The organism is Sagittula stellata E-37 (assembly GCF_039724765.1).
GTDB lineage: Bacteria > Pseudomonadota > Alphaproteobacteria > Rhodobacterales > Rhodobacteraceae > Sagittula > Sagittula stellata.
Genome location: NZ_CP155729.1, coordinates 2,619,091 through 2,638,286 on the forward strand (window position 1 = coordinate 2,619,091; position 19,196 = coordinate 2,638,286).

Genomic DNA, 19,196 nt, shown 5'->3' on the forward strand with positions numbered 1-19,196 from the left:
CACAGGGACATGCGACGCGCCACCCCCCACCGGGGTAACGTCGGGCCCGGGCGGCGGCAGAGCCGCCCGGGCCGTCCGATCAGCTGCAGCCGCTGGTGGAGCCGCAGGTGTTGCACTTCATGCAGGTGCCGTTGCGGACAAGGGTGTAGTTGCCGCATTCGCCGCAGGCTTCGCCTTCGTAGCCCTGCATTTTGGCCTTCGTACGCTGATCCATCGACATGGCGCCCGAAGCCACCGCGATGGTCGACGTTGCCGCCGCCGATGCCTTGCCCGCATCGGGCGCCATCGTGCTGAGCGTGGCCACGGGATCGGTGCCGGTCGCCTGGGTCACGCCCCCCTGCAGCACGACGAGTTCCTGCGGAAGACGCTTGCGCAGGTAGCCGGTGGAGCTGATCTGCTTGAGCACTTCTAGGCTGCGCGACGCGGCGGTTTCCGACAGTTCCTTGACGTTGGCCACGCCTTCCTCGGCGCCCCGGCCCAGATCGTCGAAGGCCGCGCCTTCGGGCTTCACATGGGCAAGGTCGGTGCGGTCGAGGTAGGACACGGCCAGTTCGCGGAAGATATAGTCGAGGATCGACGTCGCGTTCTTGATCGAGTCGTTGCCCTGCACCATGCCCGCCGGTTCGAACTTGGTGAAGGTGAAGGCGTCGACGAATTCCTCCAGCGGCACGCCGTACTGCAGACCCACGGACACGGCGATGGCAAAGTTGTTCATCATCGCACGGAAGCCCGCGCCTTCCTTGTGCATGTCGATGAAGATCTCGCCCAGGGAACCGTCCTGATATTCGCCGGTGCGCAGGTAGACCTTGTGACCGCCGACGATGGCCTTCTGGGTGTAACCCTTGCGGCGCTCGGGCATCTTGGTCCGTTCGGACTTGATGATCTCCTTCACCACGATCTTCTCGACGATCTTCTCGGCCAGCACCTGCGCCTTTTCCTGTGCGTTGCCGGTTTCCAGGATCTCGGCGGCGTCCTCGTCGTCTTCCACCAGAGCGGAGGCCAGAGGTTGCGAGAGTTTGGAGCCATCACGGTAAAGCGCGTTGGCCTTCGTGCCCAGCGACCACGACAGTTCGTAGGCCTTCTGGCAGTCCTCGATCGTCGCCGTGTTCGGCATGTTGATCGTCTTGGAGATCGCGCCCGAGATGAACGATTGCGCCGCCGCCATCATGCGGATGTGCGCCTCGACCGACAGGTAACGCTTGCCCTTCTTGCCGCAGGCGTTGGCGCAATCGAAGACCGAGTAGTGCTCTTCCTTCAGGTGCGGTGCGCCTTCCAGCGTCATCGTCCCGCAGACGTGGTCGTTGGCCGCGTCGATCTCGGCCTTCTTGAAGCCCAGGTGACGGAGCATGTCGAAGGTCGGGTCGTTCAGCTTGGCCTGCGGGATGCCCAGCACGTCGGTGCAGAAGGCCTCGCCCAGCGTCCACTGGTTGAACACGAACCGGATGTCGAAGGCGGTGGCAAGCGCTGCCTCGACCTTCTCGATCTGTGCCGGGCCGAAGCCGTGGCCGATCAGTGCAGTGTGGTTCACGCCCGGAGCGTTGCCCAGCGTCTGATGGCCCACGGCGTAGCCGATGATCTCTTCGATCTCCGCGGACCCGTAGCCCAGCTTCGCCAGCGCCGCCGGAACGGAGCGGTTGATGATCTTGAAGTAGCCGCCGCCCGCGAGCTTCTTGAACTTCACCAGTGCGAAGTCCGGCTCGATCCCGGTGGTGTCGCAATCCATGACCAGGCCGATGGTGCCGGTCGGTGCGATCACGGAGACCTGCGCGTTGCGGTAGCCGTGACGCTCGCCCAGCTTCAGAGCCTCGTCCCAGGACGCCATGGCCAGCTCCACCAGCGTGGCGTCCGGGCAGTTCCTGTGATCGAGCGCGACCGGCTTCACTTCCAGCTTTTCGTAGCCGGTGGTCTTGCCCCATGCCGCGTTGCGGTGATTGCGGATGACCTTCAGCATGTGCTTGGCGTTGCGCTCGTACCCCGAGAACGCGCCCAGCTCGCCCGCCATTTCGGCGGAGGTGGCGTAGGACACACCGGTCATGATGGCGGTCAGCGCACCACACAGCGCGCGGCCTTCCTCGGAGTCGTAGCCGTAGCCCATGTTCATCAGCAGGCCGCCGATGTTGGCATAGCCAAGGCCCAGCGTCCGGAAGTCGTACGAGAGCTGCGCGATTTCCTTCGACGGGAACTGCGCCATGGTCACGGAGATTTCCAGCGTCAGCGTCCACAGACGGGTGGCGTGCATGTAGTCGTCGGACTGGAACACGCCGTCCTTGAGGAAGGTCAGCAGGTTCATCGACGCGAGGTTGCAGGCCGTGTCGTCGAGGAACATGTACTCGGAGCACGGGTTGGAACCACGGATCGCGCCGTCTTCCGGGCAGGTGTGCCAGGCGTTGACGGTGTCGTGGAACTGGATGCCCGGGTCGGCGCAGGCCCATGCGGCGTGGCCGATCTGTTCCCACAGTTCCTTGGCATCGATGGTCTTCGCGACCGAGCCGTCGGTGCGGCGGATCAGCTCCCACGGCTTGTCCTCGCGGACGGCCTTCAGGAAGGCATCGGTCACGCGGATGGAGTTGTTGGAGTTCTGACCCGAAACGGAGGCGTAGGCTTCGCTGTCCCAGTCGGTGTCGTAGGTCGGAAACTCGATGGAGGCATAGCCCTGACGCGCGTAGTCCAGCACGCGCTTGATGTAGGTCTCCGGGATCATCGCCTGCTTGGCGGTGCGGACGGCCTTCTTCAGCGCGGTGTTGGCGGTGGGCTCATAAGCGTCGGCCTCGGTCCCGTCCCACGCGCGGATCGCGTCGAAGATGCCGTTGAGCATCTTCTCGTGCATCTTGGACCCGGCGACGATGGACGCGACCTTCTGCTCTTCCTTGACCTTCCAGTTGATGAATTCCTCGATGTCCGGGTGGTCGGCGTCGCAGATCACCATCTTGGCGGCGCGGCGCGTGGTGCCGCCGGATTTGATGGCACCGGCTGCGCGATCCCCGATCTTGAGGAACCCCATCAGGCCGGAGGACTTGCCTCCGCCTGACAGGGCCTCGCCTTGGGCACGCAGGGAGGAGAAGTTCGTGCCTGTACCGGATCCGTATTTGAAAAGCCGCGCCTCACGGACCCACAGATCCATGATGCCGCCATCGCTCACCAGGTCATCGGAAACCGACTGGATGAAGCAGGCGTGCGGCTGCGGATGCTCATAAGCCGACTTCGATTTGACGAGTTTGCCGGTTTTGTAATCGACGTAGTAATGGCCCTGGCCGGGACCGTCGATGCCATAGGCCCAATGCAAGCCGGTGTTGAACCACTGCGGGCTGTTCGGCGCGGCGACCTGAGTCGCCAGCATGTAGCGCATTTCGTCGTAATAGGCGCGCGCGTCTTCTTCGGTGGTGAAGTAGCCGCCCTTCCAGCCCCAGTAGGCCCACGCGCCTGCAAGGCGGTCAAAGACCTGACGGGCCGAGGTTTCGCCGGTGCGCTTGGTGTCCTTTGCGGCCGGTTCGGAGCGCCACAGGAACTCGGGCACGCCCTCTTCGGCGACCTTCTTCAGTTCGACGGGCACGCCTGCCTTGCGGAAATACTTCTGCGCGATGACGTCGGACGCAACCTGGCTCCACTTGGCGGGAACTTCGAGGCTGTCGTGCCGGAACACGATGGTGCCGTCCGGATTGCGGATTTCCGAGCTCGTGGTGACGAAGGGCACCTCGGCGTAAGCGTCTTGTCCTGCCTTTGTGTATTTTCTTTCGATCTTCATCGCGTTCTGCCCCGTCGCAAAGTTCTTGGTCCCATGCCGGAAAGACGGGGCATCAGGGAAAAAAAGCCGCCGCGTGCAGATCGCACGTTCCGGGGTGTCCCCCCCATCAGGCTGTATGGCTGTTCTGTCCCTGAGCCGCCCCGACCACTACATGTAGTGGCGCTACCGTCCGGCCTGCACAAAATGACCAATACTGGACAGAGTCGTCAACGCCATTTTTCGCCAAAGCGTCATATATTTTGTGTTGACGATGCGGGCACCTACTACTGGCAGTTATCTGTACAAGGGCATCCCCCGATTCACTCACAACGCGTTAATCTTGGCTTAACTCCGAAATCAGCGATTCCGTGTTTGTTTGCACAAAGTTATCCACAGAGCGGGGGATAACCCGGCCGACATACTTGGAATCCCAAGTTTACGCTCTTTTAACCTAAGTTAACGTGTTTTGGTGTGGCACCTATGTGACGTGCAAGCGCGTGACGCGGGGGAATGGACAGCGACTCATGCACAGGGCCGCGTACGCCGCCAATTCGCGGGCGCGCGGCGATTTGTGGTAAAGCATATCTAGGGGGGCTGGCGCCCTGTGCGCAGCGACGCAGCGGGGCGAAATGGTCGGGGCGGCGAGATTCGAACTCACGACCTTCTGTACCCAAAACAGACGCGCTACCAGGCTGCGCCACGCCCCGACAGCGAGGGGAATAGCGATCCCCCGCAGCAAAGAAAAGCCCCTATCTGGACCGTTCGCAGATTGTATCAGTTACAGGGCCAGGCGGCGTCCGCGATGGCGGGATGACGCAGTTCGGTACCGGGACCGATCCCCAGCATCCTGGCCATGCCGCCGTTGATTTCCAGCACGTACTGGATCTGTCCCTTGCCCGGGATCGAAGTCAGGTCGCCCGGGACGGCATTCGCGTGCACGTTCTGCACCACACCGCGCGCGTCGGCAAAGATCATGTCCAGAGGGATGAGCGTGTTCTTCATCCAGAAGGCCACGCGCTGCGGGCGGTCGTAGACGAAGAGCATGCCGTAGCTGGCGGGCATCTTCTTGACGAACATCAGACCCCGGTTGCGCTCTTTCGGGGTTGCGGCGAGATCGATTGAAAAGCGCGCCTGTCCAAAGTCGCCCCTGAGATAGAGCGTCCCGTCGCTGCAGGCGGGGGCGCCATCGGCGCGCACACTTCCCGGAAGGATGGCGACCAGAGCGGCCAGCGCCACAAACACGGCGGCCAGAACGGACCGGGCACGGCGCAGGATGCATCGGGGCGACGACGCCCGGTTCATTGGGTCAGAGCAGCTTCCCATGCGTTCACTTCCATGGCCATGCGTCCACGCCGTCCGTCGATCACCCGGATCGCAAGAGCTTCGCCCGGTTGCAGATCCGACAAACCGGAACGGCGGAGAACTTCAATATGAATGAACACATCATCGGGTTTTCCGAACACGTTTGCAAAGCCAAATCCCTTGGCCTTGTCGAACCATTTCACGCGCGCGGGTTCGAGTTCGGCGGCTTTCATCATCTCGGGATCGAGATGTTCGAAATCGGCAAGCGGGGCACCTTCGGTCGTTTCCGGAGGTTCGATCGACAGTACCTGAGTGGCCTGAACGCCGCGGTCGGTCCGCTGAACGAAGATCTCGATCAGGGCGCCATCGGCGACAGAGCTTTGTCCGAAGTTCCGCAGAACGTTGGCATGCAGCAGTATGTCGGGGCCGCCGGCGTCCGACACGACGAAACCGAACCCCTTCACCGGGTCGAACCACTTCACTTTCCCGACGACATGCCCGTCGTCACTTGGCTTGTTTTCCAACTCTTCTTCCCAAACGCATCTCACGGCAACAGCCAGATTCTTGGAGCAAACACTGAGTCACATTCAAGGCACGCAGAAGGCTGATTTGTGTCAGTTCCCCCTGATTTCCACGTTAAGTTGACCGTCAGAGCATTTGACGTCACGTGAAATGCCCCTTCACTGTCAGACATTTGTCATGGATTCAACCGCGTTGTCTCCCATTCACGTTGCCCGGGTTTCTTTATCCAGCGAAATCTATCATGCAGCCTAAATGCACCATCTGCCCAGAATTCTATCTCGCTCGGACGTATACGATATCCCCCCCAAAAGGGTGGTCTCTTGGGGTCCGTGCCGTGCCGGGCGGTGACTTTGGCGACTTCGGCGACCAGTGCGGCGCGACTCGCCAGGGGCTGACTCTGGTGCGAGGCCCACGCCCCGAGGCGACTTTTTAGCGAGCGTGAGGCGTAATAGGCGTCGGCCTGGGGCCCCTCTACGCGGGTGACCGTGCCGCGCACGCGGACCTGGCGACGCAGCGATTTCCAGTGCATCACGAAGGCGGCCTTGCCCGCCCCTTCGATCTCGGACGCCTTCACGCTTTCATAGTTCGTATAGAAGACGAAGGCGTCGTCCTCGATCTCCTTGAGCAGCACCATCCGAACGTTGGGCAGACCGTCGGCATCGACCGTCGCCATGGCGATGGCGTTTGGATCGTTGACCTCGGTCTTCTCCGCTTCGGCCAGCCAGCGCCGCGTCAGCTCGAAGGGATCGTCGCCCTTGAAAATACCGTCTCTGTCGCTCATCCGAAGTTCCCCTTTTTACTTCTGTTGTCTTTCGATGCGCCAACGCCCAAAGGCCCGTGAGGGCGCACTCCGGACCGTATCCGATCCGCTCTGGCGCAGCCCGGAGGTCGCCACAAGTCGGGATTTCCCGTTCATGCGCCCTTGATGGCGCGATTTGTATCGCCTACACGACCATCCATTGTCGATCTGGTGGAAGGGACTGTCATGTCAAACGGGTTGATGGCTGGGAAACGCGGTCTCATCATGGGTCTGGCGAACGACAAGTCTATTGCCTGGGGCATTGCCAAGGCGCTGAGCGAAGCCGGTGCGGAGCTGGCTTTCTCCTACCAGGGCGAAGCACTGAAGAAGCGGGTCGATCCGCTGGCCGCGCAACTCGGCAGCCAGATCGTCCTGCCCTGCGACGTGGGCGACGAAGGCTCCATCGACCTTCTGTTCAACGCCCTGGAAGAAGAATGGGGCGGGCTCGACTTTGTCGTTCATGCCATCGGTTTCTCGGACAAGAACGAATTGCGCGGTCGCTATGTGGACACCACGCGCGGCAACTTCACCATGACGATGGATATCTCCGTCTACAGCTTTACCGCCGTGATGCAGCGCGCCGAGAAGCTGATGAAAAACGGTGGTGCTGCCGTGACGCTGACCTACTACGGCGCCGAACGGATCATGCCACACTATAACGTGATGGGTGTGGCGAAGGCGGCGCTGGAAGCGTCCGTGCGGTATCTCGCCGAGGACCTTGGCAAGGACGGCATCCGGGTCAACGCGATTTCAGCCGGGCCGATCAAGACGCTGGCCGCGTCCGGCATCGGCGACTTCCGCTACATCATGAAGTGGAACGAGTACAACTCGCCGCTGCGCCGCAATGTCAGCATCGACGACGTGGGCGGATCGGCGCTGTACCTGCTGTCCGACCTGTCGAACGGCGTGACCGGCGAGACGCACCATGTGGACAGCGGCTACCACGTCGTGGGTATGAAGGCGGTGGACGCACCCGACATCCAGAAGGGCTGAGGTCCGCAGGGTTTCCGATGTTGGCCGGGCGTCCGCAAGGGCGCCCGTTCGCGTTTGGCGGTCGTGCCACGCTGTCACAGGCGATAGCAGGCTTGCCCTTTGGCCCCGCCCTGCCCTATGACGCGGCCCAGACCGCATCCCGAGGAGTCCGCCATGAACGACCGTCTGCCCCATGAGAAAGGCTTTCACGTCAGCTGGGACCAGTTGCACCGCGATGCGCGCGCACTGGCATGGCGCCTGCAGGGGCAAGGCCCGGACGAAGGCGCATGGCGCGCGGTCGTGGCGATCACGCGTGGCGGCATGGCCCCGGCGATGATCGTGGCCCGCGAACTCGACATCCGCATGGTCGATACGATCAGCGTGAAAAGCTACAACCACCAGACCCAGGCCGAGCCGCGCGTCATCAAGTCGCCCGACATGGACGTGATCGGAGACGGCACCGGGGTGTTGGTGGTCGACGATCTGGTGGACACCGGCCGGACGCTGGAAGTGGTGCGCAGCCATATGCCCAAGGCGCATGTCGCCACGGTCTATGCCAAGCCGCAGGGCCGCCCGCAGGTGGATACCTTCATCACCGAAGTCAGCCAGGACACCTGGATCTTCTTCCCGTGGGACATGGCCCTGCAATACGTCAAACCCTATCGCGGCGACGACTGACACGGGCGGCGGGCGCTGTCGAAACGGGCTGTGACGGTCTCGGTCGGGTTCCGCGCCACGGCCGCGCTTGCGCCTCCGGTCCGGCCTGTTAGCCTTGCCGCGAACAATCGCAGGCGCACCATGACCACCCGTACCGAAGCCACATTCTTTCCGCCGATCCCGGAGGCGCAGCGCTGGCTGCGGGGCGTGGAGTTTCCCGCCGACCGGCCCTTGCTGAACCTCGCACAGGCCGCGCCCGCCGATCCGCCGCCGTCCGCGTTGCGGCGCGCCATGGCGGAGTTCATCGAAGTGCCGTCGAGCCATCTTTACGGGCCAGTTCTGGGACACCCGGACCTGCGCGCCGCGCTGGCAGAGGACTGGGCGCGCCATTACGGCGGCACGGTCGAGGCAGCCCAGGTGGGCATCACCGCAGGCTGCAACCAGGCCTTCGCCGCGACCCTGTCGGCACTGACCACGGAAGGCGATGAAGTCATCGTCCCAACCCCTTGGTATTTCAATCATAAAATGTGGCTGGACATGTCGGGCGTGGTGGCTGTTCCGCTGCCCACCGACGACACGCTTCTTCCCGATCCGGAGGCCGCCCGCGCGCTTATCACGCCACGCACGAGGGCCATTTCCATCGTGACGCCGAACAACCCGGCCGGGGTTGAGTATCCGGCGGAGACGCTCTCGGCGCTGTTCGACCTGTGCCGCGAGGCCGGGATTAGGCTGATCGTGGACGAGACCTACCGGGATTTCGCGACACGGACCGGCGCGCCGCACGACCTGCTGTCCCGCCCCGACTGGTCCGATACGCTGATCCAGCTCTACAGTTTTTCAAAGGCCTACCGGCTGACCGGCCATCGCGTCGGCGCGGTGATCGGCGATGCGGACCTGCTGCACCAGATCGAGAAGTTCCAGGACACCGTGGCAATCTGCGCGCCTTCGCTGGGCCAGATGGCGGCGCTGCACGGGTTGCAGACGCTGGCGCAATGGAAGGCCGAACAGCGCGACGAGATCCTCGCCCGCCGCGCCGCTCTGGCCGAGGCGTTCGGCCCGCTGGAGGCGAAGGGCTGGCGGCTGAAGGGCTTGGGCGCGTACTTTGCCTATGTCGAGCATCCCTTTGCCATGGGCGCCGCCGAACTGGCGCCGCTTCTGGTCCGAGAGGCGGGTGTGCTGATCCTGCCCGCGACCATGTTCACGCCGCCGGAGGACCCCTCTGGCGACCGGCATTTCCGCATCGCTTTCGCCAATGCCGGAGCCGACAGCCTGCGCGCCCTCTGCACGCGGCTGGCCGCACTGGACCTGCCCCCCTTGCAGCCCCTGTGACCCCGGTTTAGACACTCCCGAACCAGCGCGGAGGGGTTAGGCCATGAGCAAGAAAAAAGGCGGCGTCGGCAGGACAGGCGGGTACATCCTGCTGGGTCTGCTGCTCCTCGGTCTGGGCGGTTTCGGGGCCACCAATTTCGGCGGCAGCGTGTCCAGCATCGGCAAGGTCGGCGAGGCGGAGATCCCGGCCTCCGACTATTTCCGCGCCATGCAGCAGGAGATACGCGCCGTGCAGACCCAGACCGGTCAGGCGCTGAGCATGCAGCAGGCGCGCGCCATGGGCATTCCCGACATGGTTCTGAGCCGCGTGGTCACCACGGCCGCGCTTGAGAACGAAGCCGCGCAGCTTGGCATTTCGGTCGGCGACGAACGGTTGGCACAGGACCTGCGAGAAATCCCCGCCTTCCAGGGGATCGACGGCAGCTTCGACCGCGAGTCCTACCGGCTGGCCCTGCAGGGTGCCGGCTTCTCGGAGCGCGAATTCGAGGAACAGCTTCGTGCCGAGAGTGCCTCGACCTTGCTGCAAAACGCGATCCAGGCAGGGGTTGCCCTGCCGCCGGTCTATGCGCAGACGCTGGTGTCCTACACGGGCGAGCGCCGCGCTTTCACCTGGGCCGAGCTCGGGTCCGAGCAGCTGTCGACCGGCCTTCCGATCCCGACCGACGAAGAACTGCAGACGTTCTACGACGAGAACATCGACCGCTACACCCGTCCGACGACGCGCAAGATCACCTATGCGTGGCTGACGCCGGCGATGATCGTGGACACCGTCGAGGTGCCCGAGGACATGCTGCGCGCGACCTACGACGAGCGCTCGTCCGAGTTCAACCTGCCGGAGCGGCGTCTCGTGGAACGGCTGGTCTATTCGTCCGAAGAGGCCGCGCAGGACGCCGCCGCGCGCGTCGCCAATGGCGACGTGCCGTTCGAGACGCTGGTGAGGGAGCGCGGGCTGGACATTGCCGACACCGACATGGGCGACGTGACCGAGGCCTCGCTGGGCGCGGCGGGTGAAACCGTCTTTGCCGCCGAGGTGGGGGACGTCGTGCAGGCGCCGTCCGACCTCGGGCCGGCGCTGTACCGGGTGAACGCCGTTCTGGCGGCGCAAGATACCAGTTTCGAAGAGGCCATTCCGCAGATGCGCGACACGCTGGCGCTGGCGCAGGCCCGCCGGGTGATCGAGGGGCTTGCCAACCAACTCGACGACGAACTGGCCGCGGGCGCGACGCTCGAAGACCTTGCCGGCGATACCGAGATGGAGCTGGGGCAGATCGACTGGACCTCGGCCAGCAGCGACGGCATCGCGGGCTACGAAGCCTTCAATACGGCTGCGGCGGAGGCGGAGACCGGCGATTACCCGGCCATCGCCGAACTGGGCGACGGCGGACTGTTTGCGCTGCGCCTGGACGAGATACAGGAGGCCGCCCCCTACCCGTTCGCCGACGTCCGTGCCCGTGTCGAACAGGATTGGGAGGCCGACGCCCGCGCCACCGCGCTGGCCGATCAGGCCGAGGCACTGGCCAACCAGTTGTCCGGCGACACCGGGTTCGACGATCTGAACCTTCGTTCGAGGACCGTTGCCGAAGGCCTGACCCGCAACGCAAACGACGACAACGTGCCGCCAGCGGTGCTGGCACAGGTCTTCACCATGTCCGAAGGCGATGCCGCCGCCGTCAAGGGCGCGGGCACGGCCTATGTGGTGCGCCTCGACGACATCATCGAGGTCGACCCCGAAGACGAGACCGTCCGCCAGTTCCGCCAGCTTTTCGCGCAACAGGCCGATCAGGATGTGAGCCAGGACCTGTTCCGGGCGCTTGCGCAGGACATCCAGGCCCGCGCCGGTGTCGAGATCGACCAGGCGGCGGTCAACGCCGTCCTCGCCAACTTCCAGTAAGGCGCCCGAACCCATGCCAACGCTCACCCCCGCCTTCGACGACTTCGCAACCCGTTACGCGGCGGGGGAGAACCAGATCGTCTACACCCGGCTGGCCGCCGACCTCGACACGCCCGTGTCGCTGATGCTGAAGCTGACCGGCGCGGCCAAGGACACTTTCGTCCTCGAATCCGTCACTGGCGGAGAGGTGCGCGGGCGCTACTCGATGATCGGCATGAAACCGGATCTCGTCTGGCAGTGTCATGGCGACAAGGCGCGGATCAACCGTCATGCCCGGTTCGACCCCGACGCGTTCGAACCGATGGAGGCCGACCCTCTGACCGCCCTGCGCGCCGTGCTGGCGGAATCGAGGATCGAATTGCCGGAGGACCTGCCGCAGGCCGCCGCCGGTCTGTTCGGCTATCTCGGCTATGACATGATCCGACTGGTCGAGCGTCTGCCGGACGTGAACCCCGACCCGCTGGGCCTGCCCGATGCGGTTCTGATGCGCCCCTCCGTCGTGGCGGTGCTGGACGGTGTGAAGGGCGAAGTCACCGTGGTCTCGCCCGCATGGGTGCAGGACGGTGTCCCTGCCCGCGCCGCCTATGCGCAGGCGGCGGAACGTGTGATGGATGCGGTGCGCGACCTCGAACGCGCCATGCCGCAGGCCAGCCGTGACCTTGGCGAAGCCGCCGATCTGGGTGAGCCTGTCTCGAACTTCACGCGAGAGGAATACAAGGGCGCAGTCGACAAGGCCAAGGAGTACATCAAGGCGGGCGACATCTTCCAGGTGGTGCCGTCCCAGCGCTGGACACAGGACTTCCCACTGCCGCCGTTCACCCTGTATCGCTCGCTGCGGCGCACCAACCCGTCGCCTTTCATGTTCTACTTCAACTTCGGTGGCTTCCAGGTGATCGGCGCATCGCCCGAGATCCTCGTCCGTGTGTTTGGCAGCGAGGTGACGATCCGCCCCATCGCGGGCACCCGTCCACGCGGCGCCACGCCTGAAGAGGACAACGCGCTGGAGGCCGACCTGCTGGCGGACAAGAAGGAGCTGGCCGAACACCTCATGCTGCTCGACCTCGGGCGCAACGACACTGGCCGCGTGTCGAAGATCGGCACCGTCCGCCCGACCGAACAGTTCATCATCGAACGCTACAGCCACGTGATGCACATCGTCTCGAACGTGGTAGGCGAGTTGTCGGAGGAGCACGACGCCCTCTCCGCCCTTCTGGCGGGCCTGCCTGCGGGCACGGTCAGCGGCGCGCCGAAGGTCCGCGCGATGGAGATCATCGACGAACTGGAGCCGGAAAAGCGCGGTGTCTATGGCGGCGGCGTAGGGTATTTCAGCGCCGGTGGCGACATGGACATGTGCATCGCCCTGCGGACCGCCATTGTGAAGGACCAGAAACTGTACATCCAGGCGGGTGGCGGCGTGGTCTACGACAGCGACCCAGAGGCCGAGTACATGGAGACCGTGCACAAGTCGAACGCCATCCGGCGCGCGGCGGCGGACGCGGCACGCTTTACCGGCAACGGCAACAGCTGAACACGAGGACGGTCGGGGCGTTACGGCGCGTGCCGTGCGGCCCTCCTGTCCCGGTTCAGCCCGACGTCCATTCCCCGGTCAGGCCGCGGACTCGCGGATACGTTCGATCATCGACCGCAGGCCATTGGACCGCTGCGCCGACAGATGGTCGTGCAGGCCGAGGCGACCGAGTTCCGCCCGCGCATCGACGCCCGCGACCTCGCCCTCCGGCAGCCCATCGTATAGCTTGTGCAACAGGGCGATCAGCCCCTTGACGATCATGGCGTCGCTGTCGCCCTGGAACCGGAACCGACCGTCCTCCGGCGCGATATGCAGCCAGACCTGACTGGCGCAACCGTCCACCTTCGTCGCGGGCACCTTCAGCGCGTCGGACATCGGCTCCATCGCCTTGCCCATCTCGATCACCATGCGGTAGCGATCTTCCCAATCCTCGAGGAACTCGAAATCCTCAACCACCTCTTCGAATGCCTCCTGGGCCATGACACCACTCCTTTTCCCCCGCAGGTAAGCGCCCGCGCCGCAAAGGTCCAGCGCCTCGCAGGCTTTTCAAGCGCCTCCGGATGGGTTAACCGGGGAACACTCAGGCAAGAGGCACAAGATGCACAAACAGATCTCCGTTCTGGTCCTTGCAGGCCTCGTTCTGTCCGGTTGCGGCGGTGTGCGGGAGTCCCGCCTCAATCCGTTCAACTGGTTCGGCGGCAGCACCTCGGTCCGCACAGATGTCCGTGCCGACGATCCGGCCTTCAATCCGCTGATCCCGGTGCGCGAAGAGTCGATCTTCCGCCGTAAGAAGGACGAGAGCTACCGCGGCATCGCGGTGGACGACGTCACGGGGCTTTACGTCGAACGCCGCCCCGGCGGAGCACTGGTCCGCGCCACCGGCGTCACCCGCTACCAGGGCGCCTACAACGTCAAGCTGGTCGAGGTAGAGAACGAGACGACCGCCGAAACTCTGGTCTACGCGCTGCGGGCGCAACAGTACGTCGGCCAGACCGGCCCCGCCTCTGCCCGGACGGTGACCGCTGCCACGTGGCTGACCGACAATGAACTTGCTCAGGTGCGCAGCATCGTGGTCAAGGCGCGCAACAACACCCGTACAACCGGCCGCTGACGGTCCTGAGCGACAGGTCGCACGGGCCGATTGGCCTGTCCCGCGACCCGCTTGTCGGATAGACCCGTCCGACGGTGAACCCGTCAGAGTTCGATGACGTCGACGTTCTTGCCGCGCGCCGCCAGGGCGATCTTGCCAGAGCACAGACGCAGCGCATCCTCTCCGAAGACCTCACGCCGCCAGCCGGACAATGCTGGCACGTCCCGCATTCCCGCCGCGATCGCATCGAGGTCGGTTGCCGGAGCGATCAGCTTCGACGCCACGCCGAAGCGCTCCGTCTTGGCCTTCAGCAACACGCGCAGCAGATCGGCCAGCGCCGGGTTCACCTGCAGCTTGTCGCGCACCGTGTCCGATTCGGGCAGATCGCCCTTGGGGCAGTCCACGCCAGCTTTCACCGCCTCCAGGATGCCGTCCGCGATGGGCCCTTTGCGGGCCTCGCGCAGCAGCAGGCGCGAGCGGGACAGGTCGTTCGGAGAGGCCGGCTTGGTCGAGGCGAGCTCGACCAGCGCGTCGTCCTTGAACACCCGGTTGCGCGGGATGTTGCGCTCCTGCGCGTAGGTCTCACGGAAGGCGGCCAGTTCGCGGACGATGGCCAGAAAACGCGGCGCGTTCGACCGTGTCTTCACCCGCTTCCAGGCCTCGCGCGGGCGCGTGATGTAGGTTTCGGGATCGGTCAGGACGCCCAGTTCCTCCGCCACCCAGCGCGAGCGTCCGCTTTCCTCAAGCTTCGCGGCAAGGAATTCGTAGATTTCCCGCAAATGCGTCACGTCGGCCAGCGCGTAGGACTTCTGCGCATCGGTCAGCGGGCGCCGCGACCAGTCGGTAAAGCGCGAGGACTTGTCCAGTTGCTGCTTGGCGATGCGTTTGACCAGCGTCTCGTAGCCGACCTGTTCGCCGAAGCCGCAAACCATCGCCGCCACCTGCGTGTCGAACAGCGGTTGCGGGATCACCCCGTGGTCGATGAAGAAGATCTCCAGATCCTGCCGGGCGGCGTGGAACACCTTCACGATGCTCTCGTCCCGGAAAAGCTCCAGCAGCGGGTCCAGCGACAGGCCGTCGACCATGGGATCGACCAGCACGGCGTCTTCGTCACCCTTGCCGGGCAGCGCGAGCTGGATCAGACACAGTTTGGAGTAATAGGTCCGTTCGCGGAGAAACTCCGTGTCGACGGTGATGTATGGCTGGCCCTTTGCACGGGCACAGAAATCGGAAAGCTCTTCGGTCGTCGTCAATGTCTGCATGCGCAGTCTTTTCTGTTGTTGGTGTTGACCCTGCGGCGCGTTTCCCCGTCATAACCCATTTTGCGCAAATGGGAAACGGCCTGCATCAGGTCAGGATCAGCGGTGTGCGGCGGCCTTCGAGAAAGCGGCGCAGCACCGCCGGATAAAGTTTGTGTTCCATGCCCAGAACCCGTGCCGCCAGCGTGTCGGGCGTGTCGCCGGGCTCGACCGGAACATGCGCCTGCCCGAGGATCGGCCCCTCGTCCAGTTCCGCCGTGACCTCGTGGACGGTGCAGCCCGCTTCGGTATCGCCGGCCTCCAGCGCGCGGGCGTGGGTGTGCAGGCCACGGTACTTCGGCAGAAGCGAGGGATGGATATTCAGCATCCGGCCCTCGTAGGCCGCGATGAAGGACGGCGTCAGGATGCGCATGAAGCCCGCAAGACACAGCACGTCCGGCTCCGCCGCGTCGATGTGGCGGCGCAGTTCGGATTCGAAGGCCGCGCGGTCGCCGCGGAACGGTTTGTGATCTACCGCCGCGACCGGCACGCCCCGCTCTGCCGCGCGCGTCAGGCCCGAGGCATGTGGATCGTTCGACGCCACCAGCACCGGGCGGCCCGGATGGTCGCCGGTCATGCTGTCGACCAGCTTGACCATGTTGGAGCCGCCGCCCGAAACGAGGATGGCAATGCGCTTCACAGGGTGCCCCGGTAAGAGACGCCCTCGCCCGCCACGATCGTGCCGATCTGATGCACCTCGTGTCCGGCGTCGGTCAGATGCGCGCGCGCCGCCTGCGCCTTGTCCGGCGCCACGACAGCGATCATGCCGATACCGCAGTTGAAGGTCTTCAGCATCTCGCGTTCTTCGATGTTGCCCTGATCGGACAGCCACTTGAAGATGCCCGGCAGGTCCCAGGCCCCAAGGTCGATCTCGGCGCCGAGGCCGTCCGGCAGGACGCGCGGCAGGTTCTCGGTCAGGCCGCCGCCGGTGATATGGGCCAGCGCGTGGATGCAGTCGTCCTTGACCGCCGCGATGGCGCCCTTGACGTAAAGCGTGGTCGGCGCCAGCAGCGCCTCGCCCAGTGTCCCTTCGCCCCAGGGACACGGCGCGTCCCAGTCCAGCCCCGAAAGCTCGACCAGTTTCCGCACCAGGCTGTAGCCGTTGGAATGCACGCCGTTCGACGCCACACCCAGCAGAACGTCGCCTTCGGCCACGCCCGAGGGCAGCTCGCCGCCCCGTTCCATCGCGCCCACCGCGAACCCCGCAAGGTCGAAGTCGCCCGCCGGGTACATGCCCGGCATTTCCGCCGTCTCGCCACCGATCAGCGCGCAGCCGGAGCGCACGCAGCCCTCCGCGATGCCCTCGATCACGCGGGCCGCGGTGTCGGTGTCCAGCTTGCCGGTGGCAAAGTAGTCGAGGAAGAACAAGGGTTCCGCGCCCTGACACACCAGATCGTTCACACACATGGCGACAAGGTCGATGCCCACGCCGTCCACCAGCCCGGTGTCGATGGCGATGCGCAGCTTGGTGCCCACGCCGTCCGTCGCGCCGACGAGAATCGGGTCCTCGTAGCCCGCGCCCTTCAGGTCGAACAGCGCGCCGAAACCGCCCAGCCCGGACATGACGCCGGGGCGGCTGGTGCGTTTCGCCGCCGGCTTGATCCGTTCGACCAGCGCGTTGCCCGCGTCGATGTCCACGCCCGCCGCCGCGTAGGTCAGCCCGTTCTTGCCGTCGCTCATGTCGCTCTCCGAGAGGTTGGCCGCTTGATTGCAGAGGCGCTTACCGCAAAGGCTTCGCGCCTGCAACGCGCAGCCCGCCCGGTAGGGAAATCATCACTGTGAACAAATCCATTTCTGGTCTATGTTCGCTGCATATTTCATTTACGGCGTTCTTAACCCATGCTTTCGATATCAAATGCACAGATGGATGCATTCGATGCCATGGAGTTTCGATCTTTCGAAACCGGTCTGGCTGAGCATCTCGAAACCCATTTTCCGTGGGGCAAGGCATTCTGGCCGGACGGCAGCGCGATGACGCTTGCCACCTTCGCCCACACACGCGCCCGGCACTACGGCTTCGTGACCGAACGCAGCATCTACATGTTCGCGACCTTCATGCCGGTTCTGGGCAGCCGATACGACGAGAATCCCCTGCTGCCCTGGGCGTCGGACAAACTGGCCGATCCGACTATCCGGGAACCGATTCACCGCATCAACCAGCTGAACGACCGCACCCTCCTTCACCTGCGCAAGACCAACGGCCGCGATGGCCGGGCGGCGGTGCGCGGCCTCCGTCAGGTGCATCAAGTTCTTGAGACGGGCGATGCGCCGGCCGATCCGGTGGGTGCCCTCTGCGCGGCCTTTCCGCAGCGCGCCGCAGCCTCGGACCAGACCGGACATGTACTGGGCGATGCGATGTCGCAATCGGAGGCCTTCGGCCTGGACCAACCGCTGGGCGGCTACATCTGCGCCGCGCTCGCGCTGATGTACGGCCCTTACTACTACGCCGAACCGCAACTGCCGCTGATCCACGCAACGCTTTATGACAAGGGGCCTGCACCCGCACCGAAAACGCAAGCGCTGCGCAAGGCGGCACTGACGATGATCACCGCCCTGGGCGAAAGCGTCGGGGAGGCTGCCTGAGATGTGCCAATGCGGAGAGGCCAACGACGACGCCTGCAAGAAGACAGAGAACAAGCCCGGCGCCACCAAGGGCTGCGCGGCTGCCGAGGGCGGCGGTGTCGTCTGGGAAAAGCAGCCCGGCGCCAGCGACGAGGATCTCGCCAAAGCCAAGCAGCAATGGGAAGACGCCAAGAAGCGCCGCCTGCCCGACGGCTCGAAACCCAAGACCGTCGAGGCGATGGAGGCGCTTGAGAACAGCGACAAGACCACCACGATCAAGGTCGGCCCCGCCGGCAACAGCGCCAGCCCGGACAGCCGGTCGGATTCGCAGGACGGCACCGGTTCGGAAGGCACGATCAAGTTCAATCCCAACAAGAAGGGAACATACGGCGACGGGGTCGACCGCGACCCTGAGTCTTCGCTGGCGCACGAAGCCTATCACACCTACGAATACACGCAGGGCGCGTCCGGTGACACGCGGGAAAAGCGCGAAGTGGCCGCGGCGGCCGCCGAGAACGAACACCGCGAAGCCAAGGGCCTGCCGCAGCGACAGAAATACGGTGCGTGGGACATTCCGCAGTACACGCCGTAAGCGACACATCCGGCCTCTGCCCCGGCCGACCACTCAACGCCTGACAAGGACCGAAGACCCATGACCCGCAGCTTCGTTTCCACCCATACCGACTGGAACGGACACCAGACGATTCCCTTCGTGATCCCCGCCGAAGACGGGCTCGACGTTTTCCGCGATCCGACATGGGGCGTCATGATCGAGAAGGTCACCGCCGACCACCACCCGATCGAGCCCTTGGTGGATGCCACCGACCTCGACGACGTGGATTTTGGCGCATTGTCCCTGAACGGTGCCGCGATGGTCGGTCAGATTCTCTGGAACAACCTCACAACCGCCGCGGAAATCGACCCGTCGGGCGATTTCGTGCTGCATACCTGGCGCATCGCAGCCAGCGCCAAACGTGTCGAGATCGTCTATCGTCCGCGCTACGCCAACGGCGCGCTCGGCGATGTCTGCACGCTGATTTCCCTGCTGAAATAGCGGCCCGCAGGGGCAGGTCTTGCGTCACGCCTTCCGCAGTTCCGAGCCCTTCTTCAGGACCTCGCCCCCGTCTTCCTGTTCGATACGGTAGGCCGGATTGTCCTCGTCCGCGTCGCGCGTCACCTCGGTGCCCTTGATCTTCAGCGTGATCTTGCGGGTGTATTTCTGCACCACCTTGCCCGACGCCGTCCCGCTGCCCCAGTCCCACTCGACCCTTTCGCCTTCGCCATAGTTCTTCATCGCGCGCTCCATCTGCCCATGCCGTTCAATGCTTATCTCCCTCAGCGCGTTCCCGTGCTTGACGCCCCCGCGCCCCGCGCTTACTCAGACTGCCACGGTGGGCCTGTAGCTCAATTGGTTAGAGCAGGGCGCTCATAACGCCTTGGTTGCGGGTTCAAGTCCTGCCGGGCCTACCAGTCATCCATCCGATCCCCCACGAAGGTCGCATTCCGCATGGCCCGCACGGCGCCT

At 64.5% G+C, this 19,196-nt stretch carries 18 protein-coding genes and 2 tRNA genes; 10 read left to right on the plus strand and 10 right to left on the minus strand.

Annotated features, from left to right (window positions below; genetic code table 11):
- Nucleotides 1-79: 79 nt before the first annotated feature.
- The 5 genes from ABFK29_RS12420 to pdxH all read right to left on the minus strand — a co-directional run bounded on the left by ABFK29_RS12420 (nucleotide 80) and on the right by pdxH (nucleotide 6,326).
- On the minus strand, nucleotides 80-3,742 hold the full coding sequence (locus ABFK29_RS12420; RefSeq protein ID WP_005860823.1) for a vitamin B12-dependent ribonucleotide reductase: 3,663 nt from the start codon (nucleotides 3,740-3,742) through the stop codon (nucleotides 80-82).
- A 609-nt stretch (nucleotides 3,743-4,351) separates the two neighbouring features.
- Nucleotides 4,352-4,428: transfer RNA gene (locus ABFK29_RS12425), tRNA-Pro, on the minus strand.
- Between the two features lie 67 nt (nucleotides 4,429-4,495).
- Entirely contained in the window at nucleotides 4,496-5,023 is a 528-nt protein-coding gene (locus ABFK29_RS12430; RefSeq protein ID WP_005860825.1) for a DUF192 domain-containing protein, read from the minus strand.
- Nucleotides 5,020-5,547: a cold-shock protein gene (locus tag ABFK29_RS12435; protein WP_005860827.1), complete on the minus strand. Its 528-nt coding sequence runs from the start codon at nucleotides 5,545-5,547 to the stop codon at nucleotides 5,020-5,022. The genes ABFK29_RS12430 and ABFK29_RS12435 overlap by 4 nt, the downstream gene beginning before the upstream one ends.
- A 173-nt stretch (nucleotides 5,548-5,720) precedes the next feature.
- Nucleotides 5,721-6,326, minus strand: coding sequence for a pyridoxamine 5'-phosphate oxidase (gene pdxH, locus ABFK29_RS12440; protein WP_005860829.1), 606 nt, complete (start codon nucleotides 6,324-6,326; stop codon nucleotides 5,721-5,723).
- 204 nt (nucleotides 6,327-6,530) lie between these two features.
- On the opposite strand from pdxH, the gene fabI reads away from it, so the two are divergent.
- The 5 genes from fabI (at nucleotide 6,531) to trpE (ending at nucleotide 12,721) form a co-directional block, all read left to right on the plus strand.
- On the plus strand, nucleotides 6,531-7,337 hold the full coding sequence (gene fabI, locus ABFK29_RS12445; protein ID WP_005860831.1) for an enoyl-ACP reductase FabI: 807 nt from the start codon (nucleotides 6,531-6,533) through the stop codon (nucleotides 7,335-7,337).
- Nucleotides 7,338-7,490: 153 nt separating this feature from the next.
- Complete coding sequence (gene gpt / locus ABFK29_RS12450; RefSeq protein ID WP_040604786.1) at nucleotides 7,491-7,994, plus strand: xanthine phosphoribosyltransferase; 504 nt, start codon at nucleotides 7,491-7,493, stop codon at nucleotides 7,992-7,994.
- Nucleotides 7,995-8,114: 120 nt separating this feature from the next.
- Nucleotides 8,115-9,302, plus strand: a complete 1,188-nt coding sequence (locus ABFK29_RS12455) for an aminotransferase (protein ID WP_005860834.1) — start codon at nucleotides 8,115-8,117, stop codon at nucleotides 9,300-9,302.
- Nucleotides 9,303-9,345: 43 nt separating this feature from the next.
- Nucleotides 9,346-11,193, plus strand: coding sequence for a peptidyl-prolyl cis-trans isomerase (locus ABFK29_RS12460; protein WP_005860836.1), 1,848 nt, complete (start codon nucleotides 9,346-9,348; stop codon nucleotides 11,191-11,193).
- Nucleotides 11,194-11,206: 13 nt separating this feature from the next.
- Nucleotides 11,207-12,721: an anthranilate synthase component I gene (gene trpE / locus ABFK29_RS12465; protein WP_005860838.1), complete on the plus strand. Its 1,515-nt coding sequence runs from the start codon at nucleotides 11,207-11,209 to the stop codon at nucleotides 12,719-12,721.
- Nucleotides 12,722-12,799: 78 nt separating this feature from the next.
- Here the strand turns inward: trpE and ABFK29_RS12470 are convergent, their stop codons facing one another.
- Entirely contained in the window at nucleotides 12,800-13,201 is a 402-nt protein-coding gene (locus tag ABFK29_RS12470; protein ID WP_005860840.1) for a SufE family protein, read from the minus strand.
- A gap of 118 nt (nucleotides 13,202-13,319) precedes the next feature.
- Here ABFK29_RS12470 and ABFK29_RS12475 point away from each other — a divergent pair, with 118 nt between their 5' ends.
- Nucleotides 13,320-13,832, plus strand: coding sequence for a hypothetical protein (locus ABFK29_RS12475; protein WP_005860842.1), 513 nt, complete (start codon nucleotides 13,320-13,322; stop codon nucleotides 13,830-13,832).
- Nucleotides 13,833-13,915: 83 nt separating this feature from the next.
- On the opposite strand, the gene rnd is transcribed toward ABFK29_RS12475, so the two are convergent.
- From rnd to purM, 3 genes are all read right to left on the minus strand, one after another.
- Nucleotides 13,916-15,073 (minus strand): ribonuclease D, encoded by a 1,158-nt coding sequence (gene rnd, locus ABFK29_RS12480; protein ID WP_005860844.1) that lies wholly within the window; start codon nucleotides 15,071-15,073, stop codon nucleotides 13,916-13,918.
- Nucleotides 15,074-15,158: 85 nt separating this feature from the next.
- Nucleotides 15,159-15,749, minus strand: coding sequence for a phosphoribosylglycinamide formyltransferase (gene purN, locus ABFK29_RS12485; RefSeq protein WP_005860846.1), 591 nt, complete (start codon nucleotides 15,747-15,749; stop codon nucleotides 15,159-15,161).
- The gene (gene purM / locus ABFK29_RS12490) at nucleotides 15,746-16,789 is read right to left on the minus strand and encodes a phosphoribosylformylglycinamidine cyclo-ligase (protein ID WP_005860848.1); all 1,044 of its coding nucleotides are present in this window, start codon (nucleotides 16,787-16,789) and stop codon (nucleotides 15,746-15,748) included. Before purM ends, purN begins: the two co-directional genes overlap by 4 nt.
- A 183-nt stretch (nucleotides 16,790-16,972) precedes the next feature.
- Between purM and ABFK29_RS12495 the strand changes: the two genes are divergently transcribed.
- The 3 genes from ABFK29_RS12495 to ABFK29_RS12505 are packed head-to-tail and all read left to right on the plus strand — an operon-like array spanning nucleotide 16,973 to nucleotide 18,725.
- Entirely contained in the window at nucleotides 16,973-17,692 is a 720-nt protein-coding gene (locus ABFK29_RS12495) for a hypothetical protein (RefSeq protein WP_005860850.1), read from the plus strand.
- A 1-nt stretch (nucleotide 17,693) separates the two neighbouring features.
- Complete coding sequence (locus ABFK29_RS12500; RefSeq protein ID WP_005860852.1) at nucleotides 17,694-18,263, plus strand: M91 family zinc metallopeptidase; 570 nt, start codon at nucleotides 17,694-17,696, stop codon at nucleotides 18,261-18,263.
- Between the two features lie 60 nt (nucleotides 18,264-18,323).
- Nucleotides 18,324-18,725 (plus strand): hypothetical protein, encoded by a 402-nt coding sequence (locus tag ABFK29_RS12505; RefSeq protein ID WP_005860853.1) that lies wholly within the window; start codon nucleotides 18,324-18,326, stop codon nucleotides 18,723-18,725.
- Between the two features lie 24 nt (nucleotides 18,726-18,749).
- On the opposite strand, the gene ABFK29_RS12510 is transcribed toward ABFK29_RS12505, so the two are convergent.
- Nucleotides 18,750-18,965 (minus strand): HVA1 family protein, encoded by a 216-nt coding sequence (locus ABFK29_RS12510; RefSeq protein WP_040604815.1) that lies wholly within the window; start codon nucleotides 18,963-18,965, stop codon nucleotides 18,750-18,752.
- A gap of 99 nt (nucleotides 18,966-19,064) precedes the next feature.
- Here ABFK29_RS12510 and ABFK29_RS12515 point away from each other — a divergent pair.
- Nucleotides 19,065-19,141 (plus strand) — tRNA-Ile (locus ABFK29_RS12515).
- Nucleotides 19,142-19,196: the final 55 nt, after the last annotated feature.